We start from the raw sequence: 18141 nt of genomic DNA, 5'->3' as shown, positions 1-18141 counted from the left end.
CGGGGTGCCTTCCGGTGGCAGGGTTCAGTTAGCGCGAGACGACGGCATGCCGCTCGTGCAGATGGAGCTCGGGTTCGCCGCTCGGGAACGACGGGTGGGGTGTCGCGCGGAGGCGACGGCTCAGTCTACGAACGCGGCGAGGTCGTCGACGACCACCGTCGCCCCGGCGGCCCGGAGATCGTCTGCTCCGACGCCGCGATCCACGCCCACGACGACGGCGTATCCGGCCGAGGCGGCCGATGCGACGCCGCTCAGCGCGTCTTCGACGGCGACCGATCGCGCGGGATCGACGCCGAGCAGACGCGCGGCCTCGGCGAACACGTCGGGGGCGGGCTTGGATGCCAGGTGGTCGCGCTCGGCGACGACGCCGTCCATGACGACGGGGAAGCGGCCTCGGATTCCAGCGGCCTCGAGGACCTCGACGGCGTTCTTCGAGCTCGACACCACGGCGATGGGGGTGCCTGCCGCCTGGAGGACGTCGAGGAGGGCCACGGAACCCGCGTAGGGCTGGATGCCCTCGCCGCGGAGGATTCGCGAGAACACCACGTTCTTGCGGTTGCCGACGCCGCACACGGTGTCTTCGCTCGGGTCGTCGGAGGGATCGCCCCACGGCACCTCGACGTCGCGGCTGCGCAGCAGGCTCGCGACACCGTCGTAGCGCTTCTTGCCGTCGACATACTCGAAGTAGTCGCGGTCCGTGTAGGCCGGCTCGATCTCCCACGCGGTGAAGAGCTCGTCGAACATCTCTTTCCACGCGCGCATGTGCACCTCGGCGGTGGGGGTGAGCACCCCGTCGAGGTCGAAGAGCACGCCGTCGAAGGACGTGAGGTCGGGCAGGTCGGCGGTGTCGGTCATGGTGCGCTCCGGGTCGGGTGAGGACGGGGAACCCGTCGCGGCGTCAGCGTAGCGGGACGGGGTGACTCAGGAGGTGACCGACAGCGTCTGCCGAGCGATCTCGAGCTCTTCGTCGGTGGGCACGACGAGCACGGTCACACGGGAGGCGTCGGAGGAGATGCGTCGGATCCCGCGCTCGCGGCGCTCATTGCGCTCGGCGTCGATCTCGACGCCCGCGAAACCGAGGGTGGCCATGGCGTGTTCGCGCACGCGGACCGAGTTCTCGCCCACGCCCGCGGTGAACGAGATGACGTCGACGCCGTCGAGCTGCGCGAGGTAGGCACCCGCGTAGGCGCGCAGACGGTGGATGTAGACGTCGAAGGCGAGCTGGGCGGCCGGGTCGCCGGCATCCCGCCGTTCTCCGATGTCGCGCATGTCGCTGACCCCGGCGAGACCCTTGAGCCCCGAGCGCTTGTTGAGCAGGGTGTCGAGGTCGGCGATCGACATGTCGGCGCGGCGCGCGAGCTGGAAGAGCACGGCCGGGTCGAGGTCGCCGGAGCGCGTGCCCATGACCAGGCCCTCGAGCGGGGTCAAGCCCATCGAGGTGTCGACGGAACGCCCACCCTCGATCGCCGTGACCGAGGCTCCGTTGCCCAGGTGGAAGACGATCTGCTTGAGCTCGCCGAGCGGGCGACCGACGAACTGCGCGGCAGCCTCGCTGACGAACTTGTGGCTCGTGCCGTGAAAGCCGTACCGGCGGATGCGGTGCGCCTCGGCGACCTCGCGGTCGATGGCGTAGGTGTAGGCCTCGGGGGCGAGCGACTGATGGAACGCGGTGTCGAAGACCGCGACGTGCGGGACGTTGGGGAAAGCCTTCTTCGCCGCCACGATGCCGGCCAGGTTGGCCGGGTTGTGAAGGGGGGCGAGCACGGACAGCTCGTCGATGTTGATCTCCACCAGCGGGGTGACGACGGTGGGCTCGAAGAAGCGGGCGCCGCCGTGGACGACCCGATGCCCGACCGCGACGGGGGCGTGATCCTCGAGCGAGGGACCGTGGGCGGCGAAAGCGTCGAGCATGACGGCGAAGCCGGCGGTGTGGTCGGGGATGTCGCGTTCGACCGTGTACGTGGCGTCGGTCACGGCGGGCGCCGCGCCGTCGGGCGCCAGGGCGGCCGCCTCGACGGTGTGCCGGGCGATGCCCGTGCCCTCGCCGATGCGCTCGACCAGTCCGGATGCGAGCACACGCTCGTGCCTCATGTCGAGCAGTTGGTACTTGAACGACGACGAACCGCTGTTGACGACGAGCACGACGCTCATTCGGGGCTCCCCTGGGCCTGGATCGCGGTGATGGCGATCGTGTTGACGATGTCGTCGACGAGGGCGCCGCGCGACAGGTCGTTGATGGGTTTGTTGAGCCCCTGCAGCACGGGGCCGATCGCGACCGCGCCGGCGGAGCGCTGAACGGCCTTGTAGGTGTTGTTGCCGGTGTTGAGGTCGGGGAACACGAACACCGTGGCGCGGCCCGCGACCGCGGACCCCGGCATCTTGGCGCGCGCCACCGCGGCGTCAGCGGCGGCGTCGTATTGGATGGGTCCCTCGACCAGCAGTTCGGGAGCACGTTCGCGGACGAGTGCCGTGGCCGTGCGCACCTTCTCGACGTCGGCGCCGGTGCCCGACTCCCCCGTGGAGTACGACAGCATCGCGACGCGGGGGGCGATGCCGAACTGCTCGGCCGTCGCCGCCGACGACACCGCGATATCGGCCAGTTGCTCGCTCGTGGGATCGGGGATGACGGCGCAGTCGCCGTAGACGAGCACACGGTCGGCGAGCGCCATGAGGAACACGCTCGAGACGACGGAGACGCCCGGGGCCGTCTTGATGATCTCGAACGCGGGGCGGATGGTGTGGGCGGTGGTGTGCGCCGCGCCGGAGACCATGCCGTCGGCCAGTCCGAGGTGCACCATCAGCGTGCCGAAATAGGACACGTCGGTCACGGTGTCGGCGGCCTGCGCATAGGTGACGCCCTTGTGGGCGCGGAGACGGGCGTACTCGGTGGCGAACTTGTCGACGTGGACGGCGTCGAAGGGGCTCAGCACCTCGGCGTCGCGCAGATCGATACCGAGCTCGATCGCGCGCCCGCGCACCTCGATCGGCTCACCGAGGATGGTGAGGTCGGCGATGCCGCGCGAGAGCACGGTGGCGGCTGCGCGGAGCACGCGGTCGTCGGTGCCCTCGGGGAGCACGATGCGGCGGCGATCGGTGCGCGCCCGATCGACGAGGCCGTACTCGAACATGAGCGGGGTGACGACGCTGGGGCGGGCGAGGCCGAGCTCGCTGGTGAGCAGTTCGGTGTCGATGTGACGCTCGAACAGCGCCAGGGCGGTGTCGTAGCGGTGCTGCGAATCGGCGGCGAGACGCCCGCGGGTGTTCATGATGCGCACGGCGGTGTCGTACGTGCCGAGGTCGGTGGCGATGATCGGCAGGGGCGAGCCGAGGCCGTCGATGAGGCGGACGATCGCGTCGGGCAGCTCGAACCCGCCGTTGAGCACGATGCCCGCGAGCGAGGGGAAGGTGCCCGAGGCGTTGGCCAGGAGTGCGGCGAGGAGCACCTCGGTGCGGTCGGCGGGGATGACCACGACCGCCGACTCCTTCAGGCGCGGCAGCACGTTGACCATCGACATGCCCGCGACGACCACGCCGAGCACCTCGCGGGTGAGCAGCGCCGGGTCGCCCTTGATCAGCTCGCCCTCGACCGAGCGGAGCACCCCGCGCACGGACGGGGCGATGAGGAAGCGGTCTTCGGGAAGCGCCCACACCGGGACGGTGCGCTGCTCGGTGGTACCGCCGACGACGGCGGCCGCGTCGACGACGTGGCGGACGGATGCCACGACCTCGTCGAGCCGGTCGGCGTCGGCGCGGTTGGCGATGACGGCGAAGAGCGCCGCACGCTCGTGCTGCAGCTCGGAGATGGCGAGCGAGGCGATCTGTCCGACCTCTTGGGGGGTGCGGGCAACCGACAGGCCCAGCGTCTCGCTGTGCCCCTGTTGCGCCCGACCGCCGAGCACCAGGAGGACGGGAGCGCCGAGGTTGGCGGCGATCCGGGCGTTATAAGCGAGCTCGGCGGGGCTGCCGACGTCGGTGTAGTCGCTGCCGATGATGACGACGGCGTCGCACTGAGCCTCGACGGCTTTGTAGCGCTCGACGATGCGCGCGAGCGCCGCATCGGCGTCGTCGCGCACGTCGTCATAGGTGACGCCGACGCAGTCGTCGTAGGCGAGATCGACGCTGTCGTGGTCGAGCAGCATCTCGAGCACGTAGTCGCGTTCGGCGATGGAGCGCGCGATGGGCCGGAACACCCCCGCGCGCGGAGTGACGCGACTGAGCGCGTCGAGCACGCCCAATGCCACGGAGGACTTGCCCGAATGACCTTCGGCCGACGTGATGTAGATGCTCTGCGTCACAACTTCAGCCTATTGCGGGCCCCCGACATCGCCCCGGGGTTGTTTCGGCGTCGAGTGATCAGGTGCGTGTCGGGATCACCCGTGCACCCGCCGCGCGCAGCTGCGACGCCAGGGGGGCCGCGTCGTCGATGTCGGCGATGATGCCGCTCACTCCGTCGAGGGGCAGGATGCCGAAGCGCGACGCCGTCCCGAGCTTCTCGTCACTGGCGAGGACGAACGTCTCGGCCGCGCGCTGAGCGAGTACGCGCTTCATCGCCGCCTCGTCGGCATCCCCCGTCGTCAGTCCCGCCGCGGGGTGCACGCCGGTCACTCCCAGGAAGAAGACGTCGGCGCTGAGTCGCTGGGCCGCCTCGACGGCCGCGGCGCCGCACGCGATCGCGGAGTGCTTGTACACCCGGCCGCCGATCGTGATGACCTCGGCGTCGTGGTGCAGGAGGGCCGCGGCGATCGTCGGAGAGTGGGTGATGACGGTGCCCGGGAACGAGACCGGCAGAGCCTCGACGAGCGCGCGAGTCGTGGTGCCGCCGTCCAGCAGGACCGTGGCTCCGGGCTCGATCAGGGTCACGGCGGCGGCGGCCACGCGGGCCTTGCTGTCGAGGGCGACCGCTCGGCGCGCGGCGTAGTCGGCGACGGCCGGCGAGGCGGGGAGGGCGCCGCCGTAGACGCGAACGGCGAGGCCGGCGGCATCCAGTTCTCGGAGATCACGACGGATGCTGTCCTCGGACAGGCCGAGCTCGACGGCGACGTCTTTGACGACCAATCGCCCGTCGCGGCGGAGACGGTCGAGGAGGACGTCTTTCCGGACGGCGGCGAGCATGCTTCACATTGTTGCACGTTCCTGCACTATCGTTCCGGTTTATGAGCGACGCTCCCCGCCCCGGAACCACCGTTCCCGACCACCGCGGACGCACCGGCCTGCACCTCACCGGCCGCGACCTCGACCGCAATCCGCGGGTGCGGGTCGACGACGTCGACCTGCTGGCCGCCGGGTGGCATGTGCTGCGTGCGACGACCTTCCGCTACCGCCGCGACGACGGCGAGTGGATCACGCAGACGCGCGAGACCTACGACCGCGGCAACGGCGCGACGATCCTGCTGTACGACCCCGCGCGACGCACCGTGCTTCTCACCCGGCAGTTCCGCTACCCCGTCTACGTCAACGGTCACCCCGACGGGATGCTGATCGAGACGGCGGCCGGGCTCGTCGACGACGACGATCCCGTCACCGCGATCCGCCGCGAGGCCGAGGAGGAGACGACCGTGCGCGTCGACGAGGTGCAGCACGTCTTCGACGTGTACATGAGCCCCGGCTCGGTGACCGAGCGCCTGCACTTCTTCGCCGCCGCCTACGACGGGTCGACCCGCACCGGCGACCGGGGTGGCCTCGCCGAGGAGGACGAGGAGATCGAGATCGTCGAGTACGACGTCGACGAGGCCCTGTCGATGATCCGCGAGGGCTCGATCCAGGATGCCAAGACCATCATGCTGCTGCAGTGGGCGGTGCTGGACGGGCCCTTCGCTCGCCGGTGAGGAGCCGGTGAGCCGAGACCGTCCGGTGCGACGACACCCTCGGCGGCGTCGTCGCACCGGACGCGGTCAGAAGGCGGTGATGGTGCTCTGCTGCAGGACGGCGTCGAGCTCAGCCGTCGTCGGCGGGTTCGCGCCCGCGCGGCTGACGGTGACGCCGGCGGCGGTCGCGGCCGCGAGCACGGCCGCCCGGAGCTCGACCTCTTCGAAGCGCCCCTCGACGAGGCGCTCGACACCGATCTTCTGGGCGAGGGCCGCGATCAGCCCCGACATGTAGGAGTCGCCGGCGCCGATCGTGTCGACGACCTCGACCGGGAGGGTGGGCACGTGCAGATCGCCGGCGCGCGTGGAGAGCGTGCTCCCGTGGGCACCGCGGGTGACGACGACGATCGACGCCCCCTGCTCGAGCAGGCGGGCTGCAGCCGAGGACGGGTCGTCGGGGTAGAGCCACTCGGCGTCCTCGTCGCTCAGCTTCACCACCGTCGCGCGGGCGGCGTACCGGTGCACGAGGTCGCGCGTCTCGGCCACCGACGGCAGCAGGGCCGGGCGCACGTTCGGGTCGAAGCTCACGAGCACGTCGTGCGGCAGCGCCTCGAGGAGCTCGACCACCCGGTGCGCGCCGGGAGGGCGCAGCGCGCCCACCGACCCGACGTGCACGATGCCGAAGCCGTCGGTGCGCGGTGCGCGGGCGAACTCCCACGAGAGGTCGAAGTCGTACGTCGCCGAGCCGTCGGCCCCGATGCGGGCCCGGGCGGTCGACGTGCGCTCCTGATCGACCGCTGTCTGCACGACGTCGACGCCGGAGTCCTCGACGTGGGCGGCGATCAGACGCCCCCGCTCGTCATCGGCGAACTCGGTGGCGAAGGTCGTGTCGACGCCGAGCCGCGACAGGCCCACCGCGACGTTCAGGGGGCTGCCGCCCACGTGTTCGCTCTCGACGCCGGCGCGGTCGACGATGTCGATCAGCGCCTCGCCGATGACGAGGGCTCGGACCGAGGGAATAGATGCGCTCATGACACCGGATTCAACCACGTCAGCGTGGATCCGCCACCGACCACGTGGGGCGCGAACGCCTCGTTGAACGCGGCGCAGTGGCTCGTCGCCAGGTGCGCCCGGAACGCGGCGTCGTCGGCGTACTCCTCGTAGACGAAGAAGCTGTCGGGATCATCGGCCAGCCGGTGGGCGTCGAAGCGGACGTTGCCGGGTTCGGCCGAGACGTCGTCGCCATAGCCCCGGAGGAGGTCGGCGACGGTGTCGCCCTTCCCCTTCTCCGCCGTGAACTGCGCGTAGAGGTACCTGCCGGTCACAGCGTCTGCGCACCCGTCATGATCGCCACGGCCTCGCTCATGGTGTGCGAGGAGGGGGTGATGGTGCCGGCGCGCTTGCCGAGACGCTGGATGTGGATGCGGTCGGCCACCTCGAACACGTGGGGCATGTTGTGGCTGATCAGGATGACGGGCACCCCGTTGTCGCGCAGACGCTTGATGAGTTCGAGCACCTGGTTGCTCTCGCGTACACCGAGGGCCGCGGTGGGCTCATCGAGCACCACGACCTTGGATCCGAACGCCGCGGCGCGGGCGACCGCGACGGCCTGACGCTGACCGCCGGAGAGGTTCTCGATGGCGACCGTCACATCCTGGAGGGTCGAGATACCCAGACGCGTGAGTTCGTCGCGGGCGTTCTTGCGCATGGTCTTGGTGTCGAGCATGCGGAAGACGGACCCGAGCGGACCCGCGCGCCGGATCTCGCGACCGAGGTACATGTTGGCGGCCACGTCCAGCGCGGGCGAGACCGCGAGCGACTGGTAGACGGTCTCGATGCCGGCCTCCCGTGCGTCCTGCGGGCGCCGGAAGTTCACCGGCTGGCCGTCGAGGCGCAGCTCGCCCCCGTCGGGGATCTCCGCCCCCGTCAGGCATTTGATGAGCGTCGTCTTGCCGGCACCGTTGTCGCCGATGATGGCGAGCACCTCGCCGGCGTAGAGGTCGAGGCTGACGCCGTCGAGGCCGACGACGTGCCCGTAGGTCTTGACGAGGCGGGTGGCCGAGAGGACGGGCGTGCGCGTGTCGGTTGCTGCGGCGTTCATTTGCGAACCTTCCGGATCCACTGGTCGATCGAGACGGCGACGATGACGAGCACACCGACGGCGAGGGTCTGGTAGAGCACGTCGAGGCCGGCGAGGGCGAGGCCGTTGCGGAAGACGCCGACGATGAGCGCACCGAGGAGGGTGCCCCACACGTTTCCGCGTCCGCCGAACAGGCTGATGCCACCGATGACGACGGCCGTGATCGCGTTGAGGTTGGCGTCGACGGCGGCGTTGGGGCTCGACCCGAAGTCGCGGCCGATCTGGATCCAGGCGGCGACGGCGACGATGGCGCCCGCGGCGAGGTAGACGCTCAACAGCACGCGGTTGACCCGGATGCCGCTGAGGCGGGCGGCCTCCTTGTCGTCGCCGACGGCGTACACGTGGCGTCCCCAGGCGGTGCGTCCGAGGGCGTAGGAGACGACGGCGTAGACGAGGATCATCAGGAACACCCCGAACGTCACGTCGACGCCGATGTGGAAGGTCGTTCCGGTGAAGGTGAGGATCTCGGGCAGGTCGCTTCCCTGCACGGTCGCGCCGTTGGAGAGCAGCAGCAGCAGCGCGGTGAAGATGCTGAGCGTGCCGAGGGTCACGATGAAGGGCGGCAGGTTCAGGCGCGTCACCAGCATGCCGTTGATCAACCCGGTCAGCACACCGGCGATCAGCCCGATCACCAGGGCGAGGGGGCCCGGGATGCCGAGCCCTGCGGCGGCGTTGCCCATCACGACCGAGCTGAGGATCATCGCCGCACCGACCGACAGGTCGATGCCCGCGGTCAGGATGACGAGCGTCTGCGCGACACCCAGGGTGCCGATGACGGCCACCTGCTGCGTGATGAGCGAGAGGTTGGCCGGGGCGAGGAAGCGGGGGTTGATGATGCCGAAGACGATGACGGCGACGACGAGCACGAGGGCCGGGCTGACAGCCGGGTAGCGGTAGAGGACGTTGCGCACGCGCTGCATCGGCGTCTGACGCGAGATGAACTCGTCGGCCAGGTGCAGGGCCGACGTCGGCGGCGCGGTCTGGGGGGTGGAGGGCGTTTGTGACATGAGGGTCTTCCCGATCGCAGGTGAGAGGTCGGGGGCGCGCCGAGCGGCGCGCCCCCGTGGGATCACTTGCCCCAGCAGGTGCTGGCGGCGTCGTCGGACGTGAGGCTCTCGAGACCCGTCTGCGGCTGGTCGGTGACGAGCTGCTGGCCGGTGCTGAAGAAGTCGAGGCCGTCGCTGGGCTGGGGAGCCTCGCCACCGCGGGCGATCTCGGCGATGGCCTCCATTCCGAGCGACGCCATCTTGGAGGGGTACTGCTGCGCCGTGGCGCCGATGATGCCGTCCTTGACGTAGCCGACGCCCGTGCACCCACCGTCGACCGAGACGATGATGACGTCCTTCTCCTTGCCGGCGGCCTTCAGCGCCTGGTACGCGCCGTAGGCCGCGGGCTCGTTGATCGTGTACACCACGTTGATGTTCGGGTCCTTCGACAGCAGCGTCTCCATCGCGGATCGGCCGCCGTCCTCGGCTCCCTGGGTGGCCTGGTGACCGGCGATCGTGTACGAGCCGCCCTTGCCGCCGGTGTAGGTGCCCGACGCGGCCTCGGAGCCGTTCTTGCTCGGGTCGGGGACGTCGATGCCCATGCCCTTGAGGAAGCCCTGGTCGCGGGCTGTGTCGACGGTGACGATCTGGTCGCTGAAGAGATCGAGCATGGCGATGTTGGCGGTCTGCCCGGCCAGCTTCTCGGCGGTCCACTGGCCGATCAGTTCACCGGCGGCGAAGTTATCGGTGGCGAAGGTGATGTCGACGGAATCGGCGGGGTCGGGCACGGTGTCCAGCGCGATGACGTAGAGACCGGCCTTGCGGGCCTTCTCGATCTCGTTGATGACGGCGGAGCCGTTGGGGGTGATGAGGATGCCTTTGTCTCCGCGCGAGATGGCGTTCTCGATGGCCTGGATCTGACTGTCAGTGTCGCCGTCCTTCTTGCCGGCGGCGAGCGTCAGCTTGACGTTGGCCTTCTCGGCATCCGCCTGGGCGGCCTCTTCCATCGAGACGAAGAACGGGTTGCTCGTGGTCTTGACGATGAGGGTCACGCCGACCTGCTCGTCGGCGGCGGCCGGAGCGGCGGAGGTGGCCGAACCCGCGGGCGACGAGCACGCGGTGAGCGCGAGGGCGGAGACGGCGGCGATCGAGGCGACCGTGAGGAGAGCGCGGGACTTCGGGTGCAGCGGCATGGGTGTGGTCCTTTGGTGGTCGGGGACTTCTCTGTCGAAACCGGACTGACAACGGTGTCAGTGACAGGTGTACCCGATGTCCTTATAGAGTGCAAGAACCAATCGATCAGAAGAGTTCGAAGTGATGACACCGTTATCAGGCAGACCCGATGCCCGTGGGGGAACCGTCACGATCCGCGACGTCGCGCAGCACGCCGGTGTGGGGATCAAGACCGTCTCCCGCGTCATCAACAACGAGCCCAATGTGGCCACGGCGACAGCCGCGCGGATCCGCGCGTCCATCGCAGAGCTGCAGTGGGAGCCCGACGCCCACGCGGCCAATCTCCGGCGCACCATGACGCGCACCCGGACTCTCGGGCTGCTGCTCGGAAACGTGGCCAACCCGTTCTCGGCGACGATCCACCGCGCGATCGAAGACCTCGCGATCCATCGCGATGTCGCGGTGTTCGCCTCGAGTCTCGACGACGACCCCGATCGCGAGGTCGCGGCGGTGGGGGCGTTCGTCCGGCGGAAGGTCGACGGCCTGATCCTCACGTGCATCGCCGAGAGCCAGAGCTACCTGAGCGAACTGATCCCCGCGACCATGCCGGTGGTGTTCATCGACCGCGAGCCGGCCGATCTGGCCGCCGACCTCGTGCACGCCGACAACGTCGGGGGCACCGCGCTCGCCACCCGTCACGTGCTCGGTTACGGGCACCGCACGATCGCCCTGCTGATCGACCGCCACGACATCTGGACCGCGCGGGAGCGCGAGCGGGGCTTCCGCGAAGCGACAGCGGAGTTCGGCCTACCGGAGTCGTCGACGATCATCGTGCGCGACCTGACCGACCAGAGCGCCGCCGAGCGCGCCGTGCTCGAACTGATGGCCCTGCCGACCCCTCCCACCGCGATCGTGAGCGGGCAGAACCTCATCACGATCGGCGCGGTGCACGCGCTCCGCCGACTGGGGCGCCACCACGACGTCGCCCTCATCGGGTTCGACGACATCGACCTCGCCGATCTGATGGAGCCCGGCGTCAGCGTCATCGCCCAGCGCCCGCAGGAGATCGGGGTGCGCGCGGCCGAGATGCTCTTCGAGACCCTCGACGGAGTCACGCGGATCACCCCGCGCCGGGTCGTCGTCCCCGTCGACCTCATCCCCCGCGGTTCGGGCGAGATCCGCCCGCGCTGACCGCGAGTCCGCGGCGGTCGTGGGAGCGGAGGGCATCGCAGGCACGACCAGCCGCCCGGAATCAGGCACCGCGGCGGTCGAACTCGCTGACCCGCGGCCTCGGCCCGATCGTCGCCACGGGGCGGGGCGCCGATAGGGATTCCGGGCACGAAAAAGACCCTCCGCGCACCCGGTAGAGCCTGGTTACCCTTGCTACGTTTCCGTCCTGGGGGAGTTGGCCTGGATGCCGCCACGCGGAGAGCCGAGTACAGCTTACCCGACGCGCGACCCGCGCCTTCCCCGCGCCACCTCTGCGGGGCGGTCCGGCTCCCCTCATACGACCAGCGGAGCCAGGGCATCGGCCGCCGGCCGCAGCGCCGACAGCGTCGCCTCGGGCTCGTCGACGCGGTGGCGCGCACCGGAGAAACCCAGCGCCCCGGCGAACGCGCCGGAATCGTCGCGCAACGGGATCGCGAGGCAGCCGGCGGCGGCCGTGACCTCGCCGCTCTGACGCGTCGCACCCCACCGTGCGAGGTCGAGGCGGGCGGCCTCGACGGCCGGGCCCCGGGCGTTGTCGTCGCCGATGAGCATCAGGCGTCCCAGCGCGTACCGCTCCGGCTCGCGGGCGAGGCGGGCGTGGTCGGAGAGAGGGAAGTCAGGGTCGGCGTCGAGCACGACGACGCGTCCATCGACGAAGAGGACGACGTGCACACCGCCACGCACGCGTCGGCGCGCATCGTCCACGACCGCCCGCGCGGCCGACGACAGTCGCGCCGGCGGAGCGGCGAGCGCGGCGAGCTGCGCGACCTTGGCACCGAGTGCGAAGCCCGACAGGTCGAGGGTGCGCACGAGGTACTCGTCTTCGACGAGGAGGTTGAGCAGTCGATAGGTCGTTGCGCGGGGAAGGCCCAGCTCCGTCGACAGGCGCTGCGCCGTGACGCCCGCCCCCAGATGCGCCACCGCCTCCAGCACCGACAGCGCCGAATGCACCGCACCGGGCTGTCGGGCGGTCAGGGCCGGGCCCGCGCGCTCACCCATCGTAGGGAGGCCTCGGCGAGGGGACTCCCCCGAGCACCTGGGCGGCGACGGGCTCGTCGTACGCGCCGATCGAGTCCGAACCGTGGCGGCGGCGGAGCACGACGACGACCACGACGAAGACGGCCGCGAGCACGCCCACCACGGCCAGGCTGCTCCCCCCGCTCGCGGTGTCGTCGATGAAGAAGGCCACCAGAGCGGCCGTGAGCGCCACGGCGGCCAGCGCCGAGACGATCGCGGCGCCGGCGGTCGATTCGCCGATGCGGTGCAGGAAGACCGGCGCGGCCAGGCACACGAGGATGTAGGCGACGATGTACCCGGCGGCGCCGACCGACAGGGTCACGTGCATCGCGTCGCGCATGTCGACTCCCCCGCCCACCAGTAGCAGGGGCACCGCGGCGATCGCCGGGAGCGCGAGCGAGACGGCCGCGGAAGGCGTCCCGAAGCGAGCGTGCGTACGACCGACGCGCGCGGGGAGCACTCCGTCGCGGCTCAGGGAGAACAGGACGCGCACGAGCGCCGTCGTCGATCCGATGGCGCACGCGACGAACGAGGCCGCGATGCCCACGTCGGCCACGACGCCCCACCCGCCCAGACCGTAGGCGGCAGCGAGGTCGTTCACCGGCGACGCGCTGGCGGCGAGGTCGGCACCCAGCGCGTCGAAGCCCGCGACCTGGGTGACGGCCGCGAGCAGATAGAGAGCCCCGGAGATGACCACGGTGCCCGTGATCGCCCGTGGCACGTTGCGCAGCGGCGAGACCGCTTCGACCCCCAGCGTCGCCGCCGATTCGAAACCGACGAACGCGGTGACGGCGATCACCGCCCCGGCGGCCACGGCGAACGCTTCTGCACCTGTCGTCGGCACCGCCAGCACGACCCCGACGTCAAGCGGCCCGACGTGCACCAGCAACACCGCGAGCAGCACGACGATCAAGGCGACCGAGAGCGCCTCGACCACGAGGGCCACCCGGGCGGACACGTGGATGCCGCGCACGAGCACGAAGGCGACGATCGCCGTCTGCGCGAGGATCGCGCCCGCCGCGACGATCGGGCGGTCGAGCGCGGGCCAGAGACCCGCCAGGAGGTACGTCGAGTAGTAGGCGCCGCCGAGCAGCGCGAACATCGCCACCGCCGCGTACCCGGTGACGATCGCGGCGCCGGTGGCGAGGCCTGCGCGGGTACCGAGACCCCGCGCGGTGTAGGTGTACAGGCCCCCGGCCGCCGCGAAGCGTCGGGCGAACTGCGCGACGGTGCGGGACACCCCGAGGCTCAACACCGCCGCCGCGGCGATGGCCGCCACGGTCATGCCGGGCGCGACGCCGGCCACGAGCAGCACCACGGTGGTGGCCGCCGCCGCCGGGGCCACGGCCGACACCGACTGGGCGGCCAGATCCAGGATGCCGATGCGGCGGCGCTCCAGGCCGTGCAGCGGGGAGCGTTCGCCGAACCCGGCGACGGGAGCGGGCCGCGCGATGGCGCGGGAGAGTGCGGTCATGTCATCTCCGTCGGGATCAGCCGACCGTACGCCGCGGGGGTTGCCCCGTCGCGACACGCGTGTTTCCGGGGCGTGTCGTCGACTGAGACAGGCCCGGGAGACGGTCTCACTCGCGGGCGCGGCACCTTCATCCGCTCCTCACAACGCCGCAACGGGCGCGGAGCACTCTCGATTGCACACCCGAGAACCGGAGGAACCCTCATGACCCAGCTCGAATCGAAGGGGGTGGCGGCGTCCGCGAAACGGACGCTGCAGGGCTCCCTCGGCGTCACGGCGATCGTCTTCATGGTGGTCGCCGCCGCCTCACCCCTCACCGTGGTCGGCGGCGCCGCACCGCTCGGCATCCTGATCGGAAACGGGGTGGGCTTCCCCGCGCTGTACGCCATCAGCGCCGTCGTGCTGCTGCTGTTCGCCGTGGGGCTGGCCGCGATGACCCGCCGTGTCCCCCGCCCGGGGGCGTTCTTCACCTACATCGGCTACGGCCTGGGCCGCCCGGCCGGGCTCGCCGCCGCCTGGACGGCGATGCTGACCTACACGACCATCCAGGTGTCGGTGTACGGCTATATCGGCTACCTGCTCAGCATCACCGTCGTCTCGCTCGGCGGTCCCGCGATCGCGTGGTGGCTGTACGCGCTCCTCGTGGTCGGGCTCGTCGGCATCCTGGGCTATCGCCACATCGACCTCTCGAGCAAGGTGCTCGGCGTGCTGCTGGTGGCCGAGGTGGGCATCGTGCTCGCGTTGGTGGCCGCCGTGGTGCTCGACGGCGGTCCCGAGGGGCTGAGCGCCGCGCCCTTCGAGCCCGACAACGTCCTCAGCGGCTCTCCCGGGGTGGGCCTGATGTTCGCGATCGCGGCGTTCATCGGCTTCGAGGCCACCGCGATCTTCCGCGACGAGGCGCGCGACCCCGATCGCACGATCCCGCGCGCGACCTACGGTGCGGTCATCGGCATCGGCATCTTCTACACCCTCGCCTCGTGGGGGCTCGTGATGGCGTGGGGTCCGGACGGCATCCTCGCCGCCGCGGAAGATCCCGGCACGCTCATGCTGCGCACCGTCGCGCTCTATCTGGGCTCGGTCGGCGAGATCGTCGTGAACGTGCTCCTGCTGACCTCGATGTTCGCGTGCGTGCTGTCGTTCCACAACGTGCTCACCCGCTACCAGCACGCGATGGCGGGCGCCGGAGTGCTGCCCGACCGCGTGGGCGCCGTGCACGCGCGCCACCTCTCCCCGCACGTGTCCTCGATCGCGCAGACCGCGACCGCGGGCGTGCTCACTGCGGTGTTCGCCGTGCTGAACCTCGATCCGCTGCTGCAGGTGTTCACGTGGTTCGCCGGGGTGGCGACCCTCGCCATCGCGGTGCTGATGGCGGCGACCTCGGTCGCGGTGATCGTCTACTTCGCCCGCACCCGCGCCGATCGCCGGGTGTGGAACACGATCGTCGCCCCCGCGCTGGGGTTCGTGGGACTGCTGGCGTCGGCGGTGATCATCGTCGTGTACTTCCCGATCATGGTCGGCGACGTCGACGGCGACGGGGCCCCGGTCTTCGGCGCCGTGACGTGGTCGCTCCTCGCGCTCGTCGTCGTCTTCCCGCTGCTCGGTTTCGCCCAGGCCGCGTGGATCCGCCGCCGCCGTCCCGCCGCCTACGCGAAACTCACCGACACCATCGCCGGTTGATTCGGGAGGCCGCGGCGCCTACGGCTCCTCCCCCGGCGCCGCGGCCTCCTGTCCCGCTGTTCCCGCCCGCCCCCGCTCCGACCGTTCCACCCGAGAGAGACACCATGACCCTCACCGATCCGACCGCCACCGCCTTCGTCGCCCCCGCGGCACCGAACCACCCCCTCGCCTCCCTCACCGCCGCCGAGATCACCGCCGTCCACGCCATCGTCGCCGGTCTCGCCGGCATCGATGAAGCGACCCGCTTCGCGTACGTGGGCCTGGAAGAAGCCCCCAAGGCCGAGGTCCTGGCGTGGGAACGCGGCGAGGCCGCGGCCCCCGAGCGCCGCGCCCGCGTGCAGCTGCTGAACCTGCGCACGGCCCACTCGCTCGACGTCGTCGTCTCGCTCGCGACCGGCGCCGCGCTGCGCAACACCGAGCTCGACGGCTCCGACGGGCAGCTGCCCATCCTGGACGCGGAGTTCGAGGAGGTCGGCGTCATCGCGAACGAGAGCGAGGTCTGGGTCGCCGCCCTCGCGGCGCGGGGCCTGACCACCGCCGACGTCGTGCTCGTACCGCTGTCGGCGGGGCATTACGGCTACGAGAACGAGGTGGGTCGACGGGTGCTGCGCACCTTCGCGTTCCGCCAGGACCACCCCGCCGATCACCCCTGGGCGCATCCCGTCGACGGACTCACCGCCTACATCGACGTCGCCGCCCGCGCGGTCATCGAGATCGTCGACACCCCCGGGTTCACCGTGCCCGAGACGCACGGCAACTTCGACGACCCCGAGCTGCAGGGCCCGCCGCTGGACGGTCTGAAGCCGATCGTCATCACCCAGCCCGAGGGCTCGAGCTTCACCGTCGACGACGAGCATGTCACCTGGGGCGAGTGGGACCTCCGCATCGGCTTCGACACCCGCGAGGGACTCATCCTGCGCCAGCTGTCGTTCGCGGGCCGCCCGGTGATGTACCGCGGATCGATCAGCGAGATGGTCGTGCCCTACGCCGACCCCGCCCCGAACCGCTTCTGGCAGAACTACTTCGACACCGGCGAGTACCTGTTCGGCCGCTACACGAACGAGCTCGAACTCGGATGCGACTGCGTCGGCGACATCACCTACGTCGACGCCGTGCTGTCGGACGAGAACGGGATGCCGCGCACCGTCCGCAACGCGGTGTGCATGCACGAGGAGGACTTCGGCACCCTCTGGAAGCACACCGATATCTTCACCGGTGCCAGCGAAGTGCGCCGCGCCCGCCGCCTGGTCATCTCGTTCTTCACCACCGTGGGCAACTACGACTACGGCTTCTACTGGTACCTCTACCTCGACGGCACGATCGAGTGCGAGGCGAAGCTCACCGGCATCCTGTTCACCTCCGCCTACCCGGGGGCGGACTACCCCTACGCCTCGGAGGTGGCGCCGGGTCTCGGAGCGCCGTACCACCAGCACCTGTTCTCGGCTCGGCTGGACATGACCGTGGACGGGGTCGCGAACGTCGTCAACGAGATCGACGCGGTGCGCGTGCCGATCTCGGCCGACAACCCCGCCGGCAACGCCTTCACCAAGAAGGTGACGCCCATCACGAGCGAGGCGGTGTCGGGCCGCGTCGCCGACGGGGCCGTCAACCGCGTCTGGCAGATCGCCTCGACCGAGAAGACGACCGAACGCGGCCAGGCGACGTCGTACATGCTCTTCCCCACCGAGACCCCGGTGCTGCTGGCCGACGACTCCTCGTCGATCGCCGCACGCGCCGCGTTCGCCACGAAGAACCTCTTCGTCACGAAGTACGACCCCGACGAGCGGTACGCCGCGGGCGACTTCGTCAACCAGCACCCCGGCGGCGCGGGAATCCCCGCCTTCATCGCGGGCGACGAGCCGCTCGTGGGCGAAGACGTGGTGCTCTGGCACACCTTCGGCTTGACGCACTTCCCGCGCAACGAGGATTGGCCAGTCATGCCGATGGACTACGCGAAGTTCACGTTGAAGCCCTACAACTTCTTCGAGCGCAACCCGGTGCTCAACGTCCCGGCGCCGGCGAACACGCACTGCGCCCCCATGGCCCACGCGGACGCGCACGGGCACGGTCCTCACGCGTCTGACGAGCCCGCATCCGGATGCCACTGCTGAGGCGATGAGCGAGATCCTCCACGCCTGGGCGGTCGCGCCCGCCGCGGTCGGTGCCTGCTGTCTGGCCGCCGATCGCGCGCGGGTGCGGCCGCCCGAGGTCGTGGCATCCGTCCTGATGCTCCTGGCGATGCTGGATGCCGCCGCGTTCAGCGTGATCGCGCCGGTGTACTGGACGGCGCTGCTGCTCGTGGCCGCGGTGGCGCTCGCGGTCTGGCGACGGCCGCGGCAGCGTCGCACGCCGCGGACCCCGGCGCTCATGACCCTGCACACCACGCTCGGCATGGTCGTCATGGCCGCGCTGCAACTGGGCATGGGAGGGACCGCTGCGGGACATTCCCACGGTCCTGCGCTCGGCCCGGTGCTCGCCGCCGCCGTGCTCGGCTACGCGGCCCTCTCGGTCGCGGCCGGCCGACGGATGCGGGCTCGGCTCGACCGCACGCAGATCGGCGCCATGGCGGCATCCGTGATCCTCATGGGCGTCGCCGCGCTCTGACCGCGGACATGACGGTGCGGCCGGGGGCTTCTCGCTCCCCGGCCGCACCGCGCTCTTGGG

16 protein-coding genes and 1 other RNA gene are annotated in these 18141 nt (G+C 70.7%); 5 read left to right on the top strand and 12 right to left on the bottom strand.

Going from position 1 to position 18141, the window contains the following annotated elements; translation table 11 throughout:
• Positions 1-120 precede the first annotated feature (120 nt).
• The 4 genes from MT347_RS13200 to MT347_RS13185 form a co-directional block, all read right to left on the bottom strand.
• Positions 121-855 carry an HAD family phosphatase gene (locus MT347_RS13200; RefSeq protein WP_243501647.1) on the bottom strand — a complete coding sequence of 245 codons (735 nt, stop codon included), beginning with the start codon at positions 853-855 and terminating at the stop codon, positions 121-123.
• A gap of 66 nt (positions 856-921) precedes the next feature.
• Positions 922-2151 (bottom strand): acetate/propionate family kinase, encoded by a 1230-nt coding sequence (locus MT347_RS13195; protein WP_243501646.1) that lies wholly within the window; start codon positions 2149-2151, stop codon positions 922-924.
• The gene (pta, locus tag MT347_RS13190) at positions 2148-4295 is read right to left on the bottom strand and encodes a phosphate acetyltransferase (protein WP_243501645.1); all 2148 of its coding nucleotides are present in this window, start codon (positions 4293-4295) and stop codon (positions 2148-2150) included. The genes MT347_RS13195 and pta overlap by 4 nt, the downstream gene beginning before the upstream one ends.
• A 58-nt stretch (positions 4296-4353) precedes the next feature.
• Positions 4354-5112, bottom strand: a complete 759-nt coding sequence (locus MT347_RS13185) for a DeoR/GlpR family DNA-binding transcription regulator (protein ID WP_243501644.1) — start codon at positions 5110-5112, stop codon at positions 4354-4356.
• 41 nt (positions 5113-5153) lie between these two features.
• Between MT347_RS13185 and MT347_RS13180 the strand changes: the two genes are divergently transcribed.
• Positions 5154-5825 carry an NUDIX domain-containing protein gene (locus tag MT347_RS13180; protein WP_243501643.1) on the top strand — a complete coding sequence of 224 codons (672 nt, stop codon included), beginning with the start codon at positions 5154-5156 and terminating at the stop codon, positions 5823-5825.
• A gap of 66 nt (positions 5826-5891) precedes the next feature.
• On the opposite strand, the gene MT347_RS13175 is transcribed toward MT347_RS13180, so the two are convergent.
• The 5 genes from MT347_RS13175 to MT347_RS13155 form a co-directional block, all read right to left on the bottom strand.
• Positions 5892-6836, bottom strand: a complete 945-nt coding sequence (locus MT347_RS13175; RefSeq protein WP_243501642.1) for a carbohydrate kinase — start codon at positions 6834-6836, stop codon at positions 5892-5894.
• The gene (locus tag MT347_RS13170; protein ID WP_243501641.1) at positions 6833-7129 is read right to left on the bottom strand and encodes a putative quinol monooxygenase; all 297 of its coding nucleotides are present in this window, start codon (positions 7127-7129) and stop codon (positions 6833-6835) included. The genes MT347_RS13175 and MT347_RS13170 overlap by 4 nt, the downstream gene beginning before the upstream one ends.
• The gene (locus MT347_RS13165; RefSeq protein ID WP_243501640.1) at positions 7126-7905 is read right to left on the bottom strand and encodes an ATP-binding cassette domain-containing protein; all 780 of its coding nucleotides are present in this window, start codon (positions 7903-7905) and stop codon (positions 7126-7128) included. The genes MT347_RS13170 and MT347_RS13165 overlap by 4 nt, the downstream gene beginning before the upstream one ends.
• Positions 7902-8951: an ABC transporter permease gene (locus tag MT347_RS13160; protein ID WP_243501639.1), complete on the bottom strand. Its 1050-nt coding sequence runs from the start codon at positions 8949-8951 to the stop codon at positions 7902-7904. Before MT347_RS13160 ends, MT347_RS13165 begins: the two co-directional genes overlap by 4 nt.
• 62 nt (positions 8952-9013) lie before the next feature.
• Entirely contained in the window at positions 9014-10123 is a 1110-nt protein-coding gene (locus tag MT347_RS13155) for a substrate-binding domain-containing protein (RefSeq protein WP_243501638.1), read from the bottom strand.
• A gap of 124 nt (positions 10124-10247) precedes the next feature.
• On the opposite strand from MT347_RS13155, the gene MT347_RS13150 reads away from it, so the two are divergent.
• Complete coding sequence (locus tag MT347_RS13150) at positions 10248-11294, top strand: LacI family DNA-binding transcriptional regulator (RefSeq protein WP_243501637.1); 1047 nt, start codon at positions 10248-10250, stop codon at positions 11292-11294.
• Positions 11295-11443: 149 nt separating this feature from the next.
• On the opposite strand, the gene ffs is transcribed toward MT347_RS13150, so the two are convergent.
• From ffs to MT347_RS13135, 3 genes are all read right to left on the bottom strand, one after another.
• Positions 11444-11540: signal recognition particle sRNA small type (gene ffs / locus MT347_RS13145), an RNA gene on the bottom strand.
• Positions 11541-11606: 66 nt separating this feature from the next.
• A complete protein-coding gene (locus MT347_RS13140; RefSeq protein ID WP_243501636.1) occupies positions 11607-12311 on the bottom strand; it encodes a helix-turn-helix domain-containing protein in 705 nt (234 codons plus the stop codon).
• A complete protein-coding gene (locus MT347_RS13135; protein WP_243501635.1) occupies positions 12304-13803 on the bottom strand; it encodes an APC family permease in 1500 nt (499 codons plus the stop codon). The genes MT347_RS13140 and MT347_RS13135 overlap by 8 nt, the downstream gene beginning before the upstream one ends.
• A 201-nt stretch (positions 13804-14004) precedes the next feature.
• On the opposite strand from MT347_RS13135, the gene MT347_RS13130 reads away from it, so the two are divergent.
• From MT347_RS13130 to MT347_RS13120, 3 genes are all read left to right on the top strand, one after another.
• Positions 14005-15477, top strand: coding sequence for an APC family permease (locus MT347_RS13130; protein WP_243501634.1), 1473 nt, complete (start codon positions 14005-14007; stop codon positions 15475-15477).
• Positions 15478-15581: 104 nt separating this feature from the next.
• Positions 15582-17588, top strand: a complete 2007-nt coding sequence (locus MT347_RS13125) for a primary-amine oxidase (RefSeq protein ID WP_243501633.1) — start codon at positions 15582-15584, stop codon at positions 17586-17588.
• Between the two features lie 4 nt (positions 17589-17592).
• Positions 17593-18081 carry a hypothetical protein gene (locus tag MT347_RS13120; protein ID WP_243501632.1) on the top strand — a complete coding sequence of 163 codons (489 nt, stop codon included), beginning with the start codon at positions 17593-17595 and terminating at the stop codon, positions 18079-18081.
• The last annotated feature ends 60 nt before the right edge of the window (positions 18082-18141 follow it).

It is taken from the genome of Microbacterium sp. VKM Ac-2923 (assembly GCF_022815605.1).
In the GTDB taxonomy this organism is placed as follows: Bacteria; Actinomycetota; Actinomycetes; order Actinomycetales; family Microbacteriaceae; genus Microbacterium.
Note: the sequence above shows the minus strand (reverse complement) of the source record. Positions and strands in the feature narration are given on the sequence as shown.

Excerpts from the sequence above, each read along its gene's own strand:
- MT347_RS13200 (WP_243501647.1), bottom strand. The coding sequence starts at position 855 with ATGACCGACACCGCCGACCTGCCCGACCTCACGTCCTTCGACGGCGTG.
- MT347_RS13195 (WP_243501646.1), bottom strand. The coding sequence starts at position 2,151 with ATGAGCGTCGTGCTCGTCGTCAACAGCGGTTCGTCGTCGTTCAAGTAC.
- MT347_RS13185 (WP_243501644.1), bottom strand. The coding sequence starts at position 5,112 with ATGCTCGCCGCCGTCCGGAAAGACGTCCTCCTCGACCGTCTCCGCCGC.
- MT347_RS13180 (WP_243501643.1), top strand. The coding sequence starts at position 5,154 with ATGAGCGACGCTCCCCGCCCCGGAACCACCGTTCCCGACCACCGCGGA.
- MT347_RS13175 (WP_243501642.1), bottom strand. The coding sequence starts at position 6,836 with ATGAGCGCATCTATTCCCTCGGTCCGAGCCCTCGTCATCGGCGAGGCG.
- MT347_RS13165 (WP_243501640.1), bottom strand. The coding sequence starts at position 7,905 with ATGAACGCCGCAGCAACCGACACGCGCACGCCCGTCCTCTCGGCCACC.
- MT347_RS13160 (WP_243501639.1), bottom strand. The coding sequence starts at position 8,951 with ATGTCACAAACGCCCTCCACCCCCCAGACCGCGCCGCCGACGTCGGCC.
- MT347_RS13155 (WP_243501638.1), bottom strand. The coding sequence starts at position 10,123 with ATGCCGCTGCACCCGAAGTCCCGCGCTCTCCTCACGGTCGCCTCGATC.
- MT347_RS13150 (WP_243501637.1), top strand. The coding sequence starts at position 10,248 with ATGACACCGTTATCAGGCAGACCCGATGCCCGTGGGGGAACCGTCACG.
- MT347_RS13140 (WP_243501636.1), bottom strand. The coding sequence starts at position 12,311 with ATGGGTGAGCGCGCGGGCCCGGCCCTGACCGCCCGACAGCCCGGTGCG.
- MT347_RS13135 (WP_243501635.1), bottom strand. The coding sequence starts at position 13,803 with ATGACCGCACTCTCCCGCGCCATCGCGCGGCCCGCTCCCGTCGCCGGG.
- MT347_RS13130 (WP_243501634.1), top strand. The coding sequence starts at position 14,005 with ATGACCCAGCTCGAATCGAAGGGGGTGGCGGCGTCCGCGAAACGGACG.
- MT347_RS13125 (WP_243501633.1), top strand. The coding sequence starts at position 15,582 with ATGACCCTCACCGATCCGACCGCCACCGCCTTCGTCGCCCCCGCGGCA.
- MT347_RS13120 (WP_243501632.1), top strand. The coding sequence starts at position 17,593 with ATGAGCGAGATCCTCCACGCCTGGGCGGTCGCGCCCGCCGCGGTCGGT.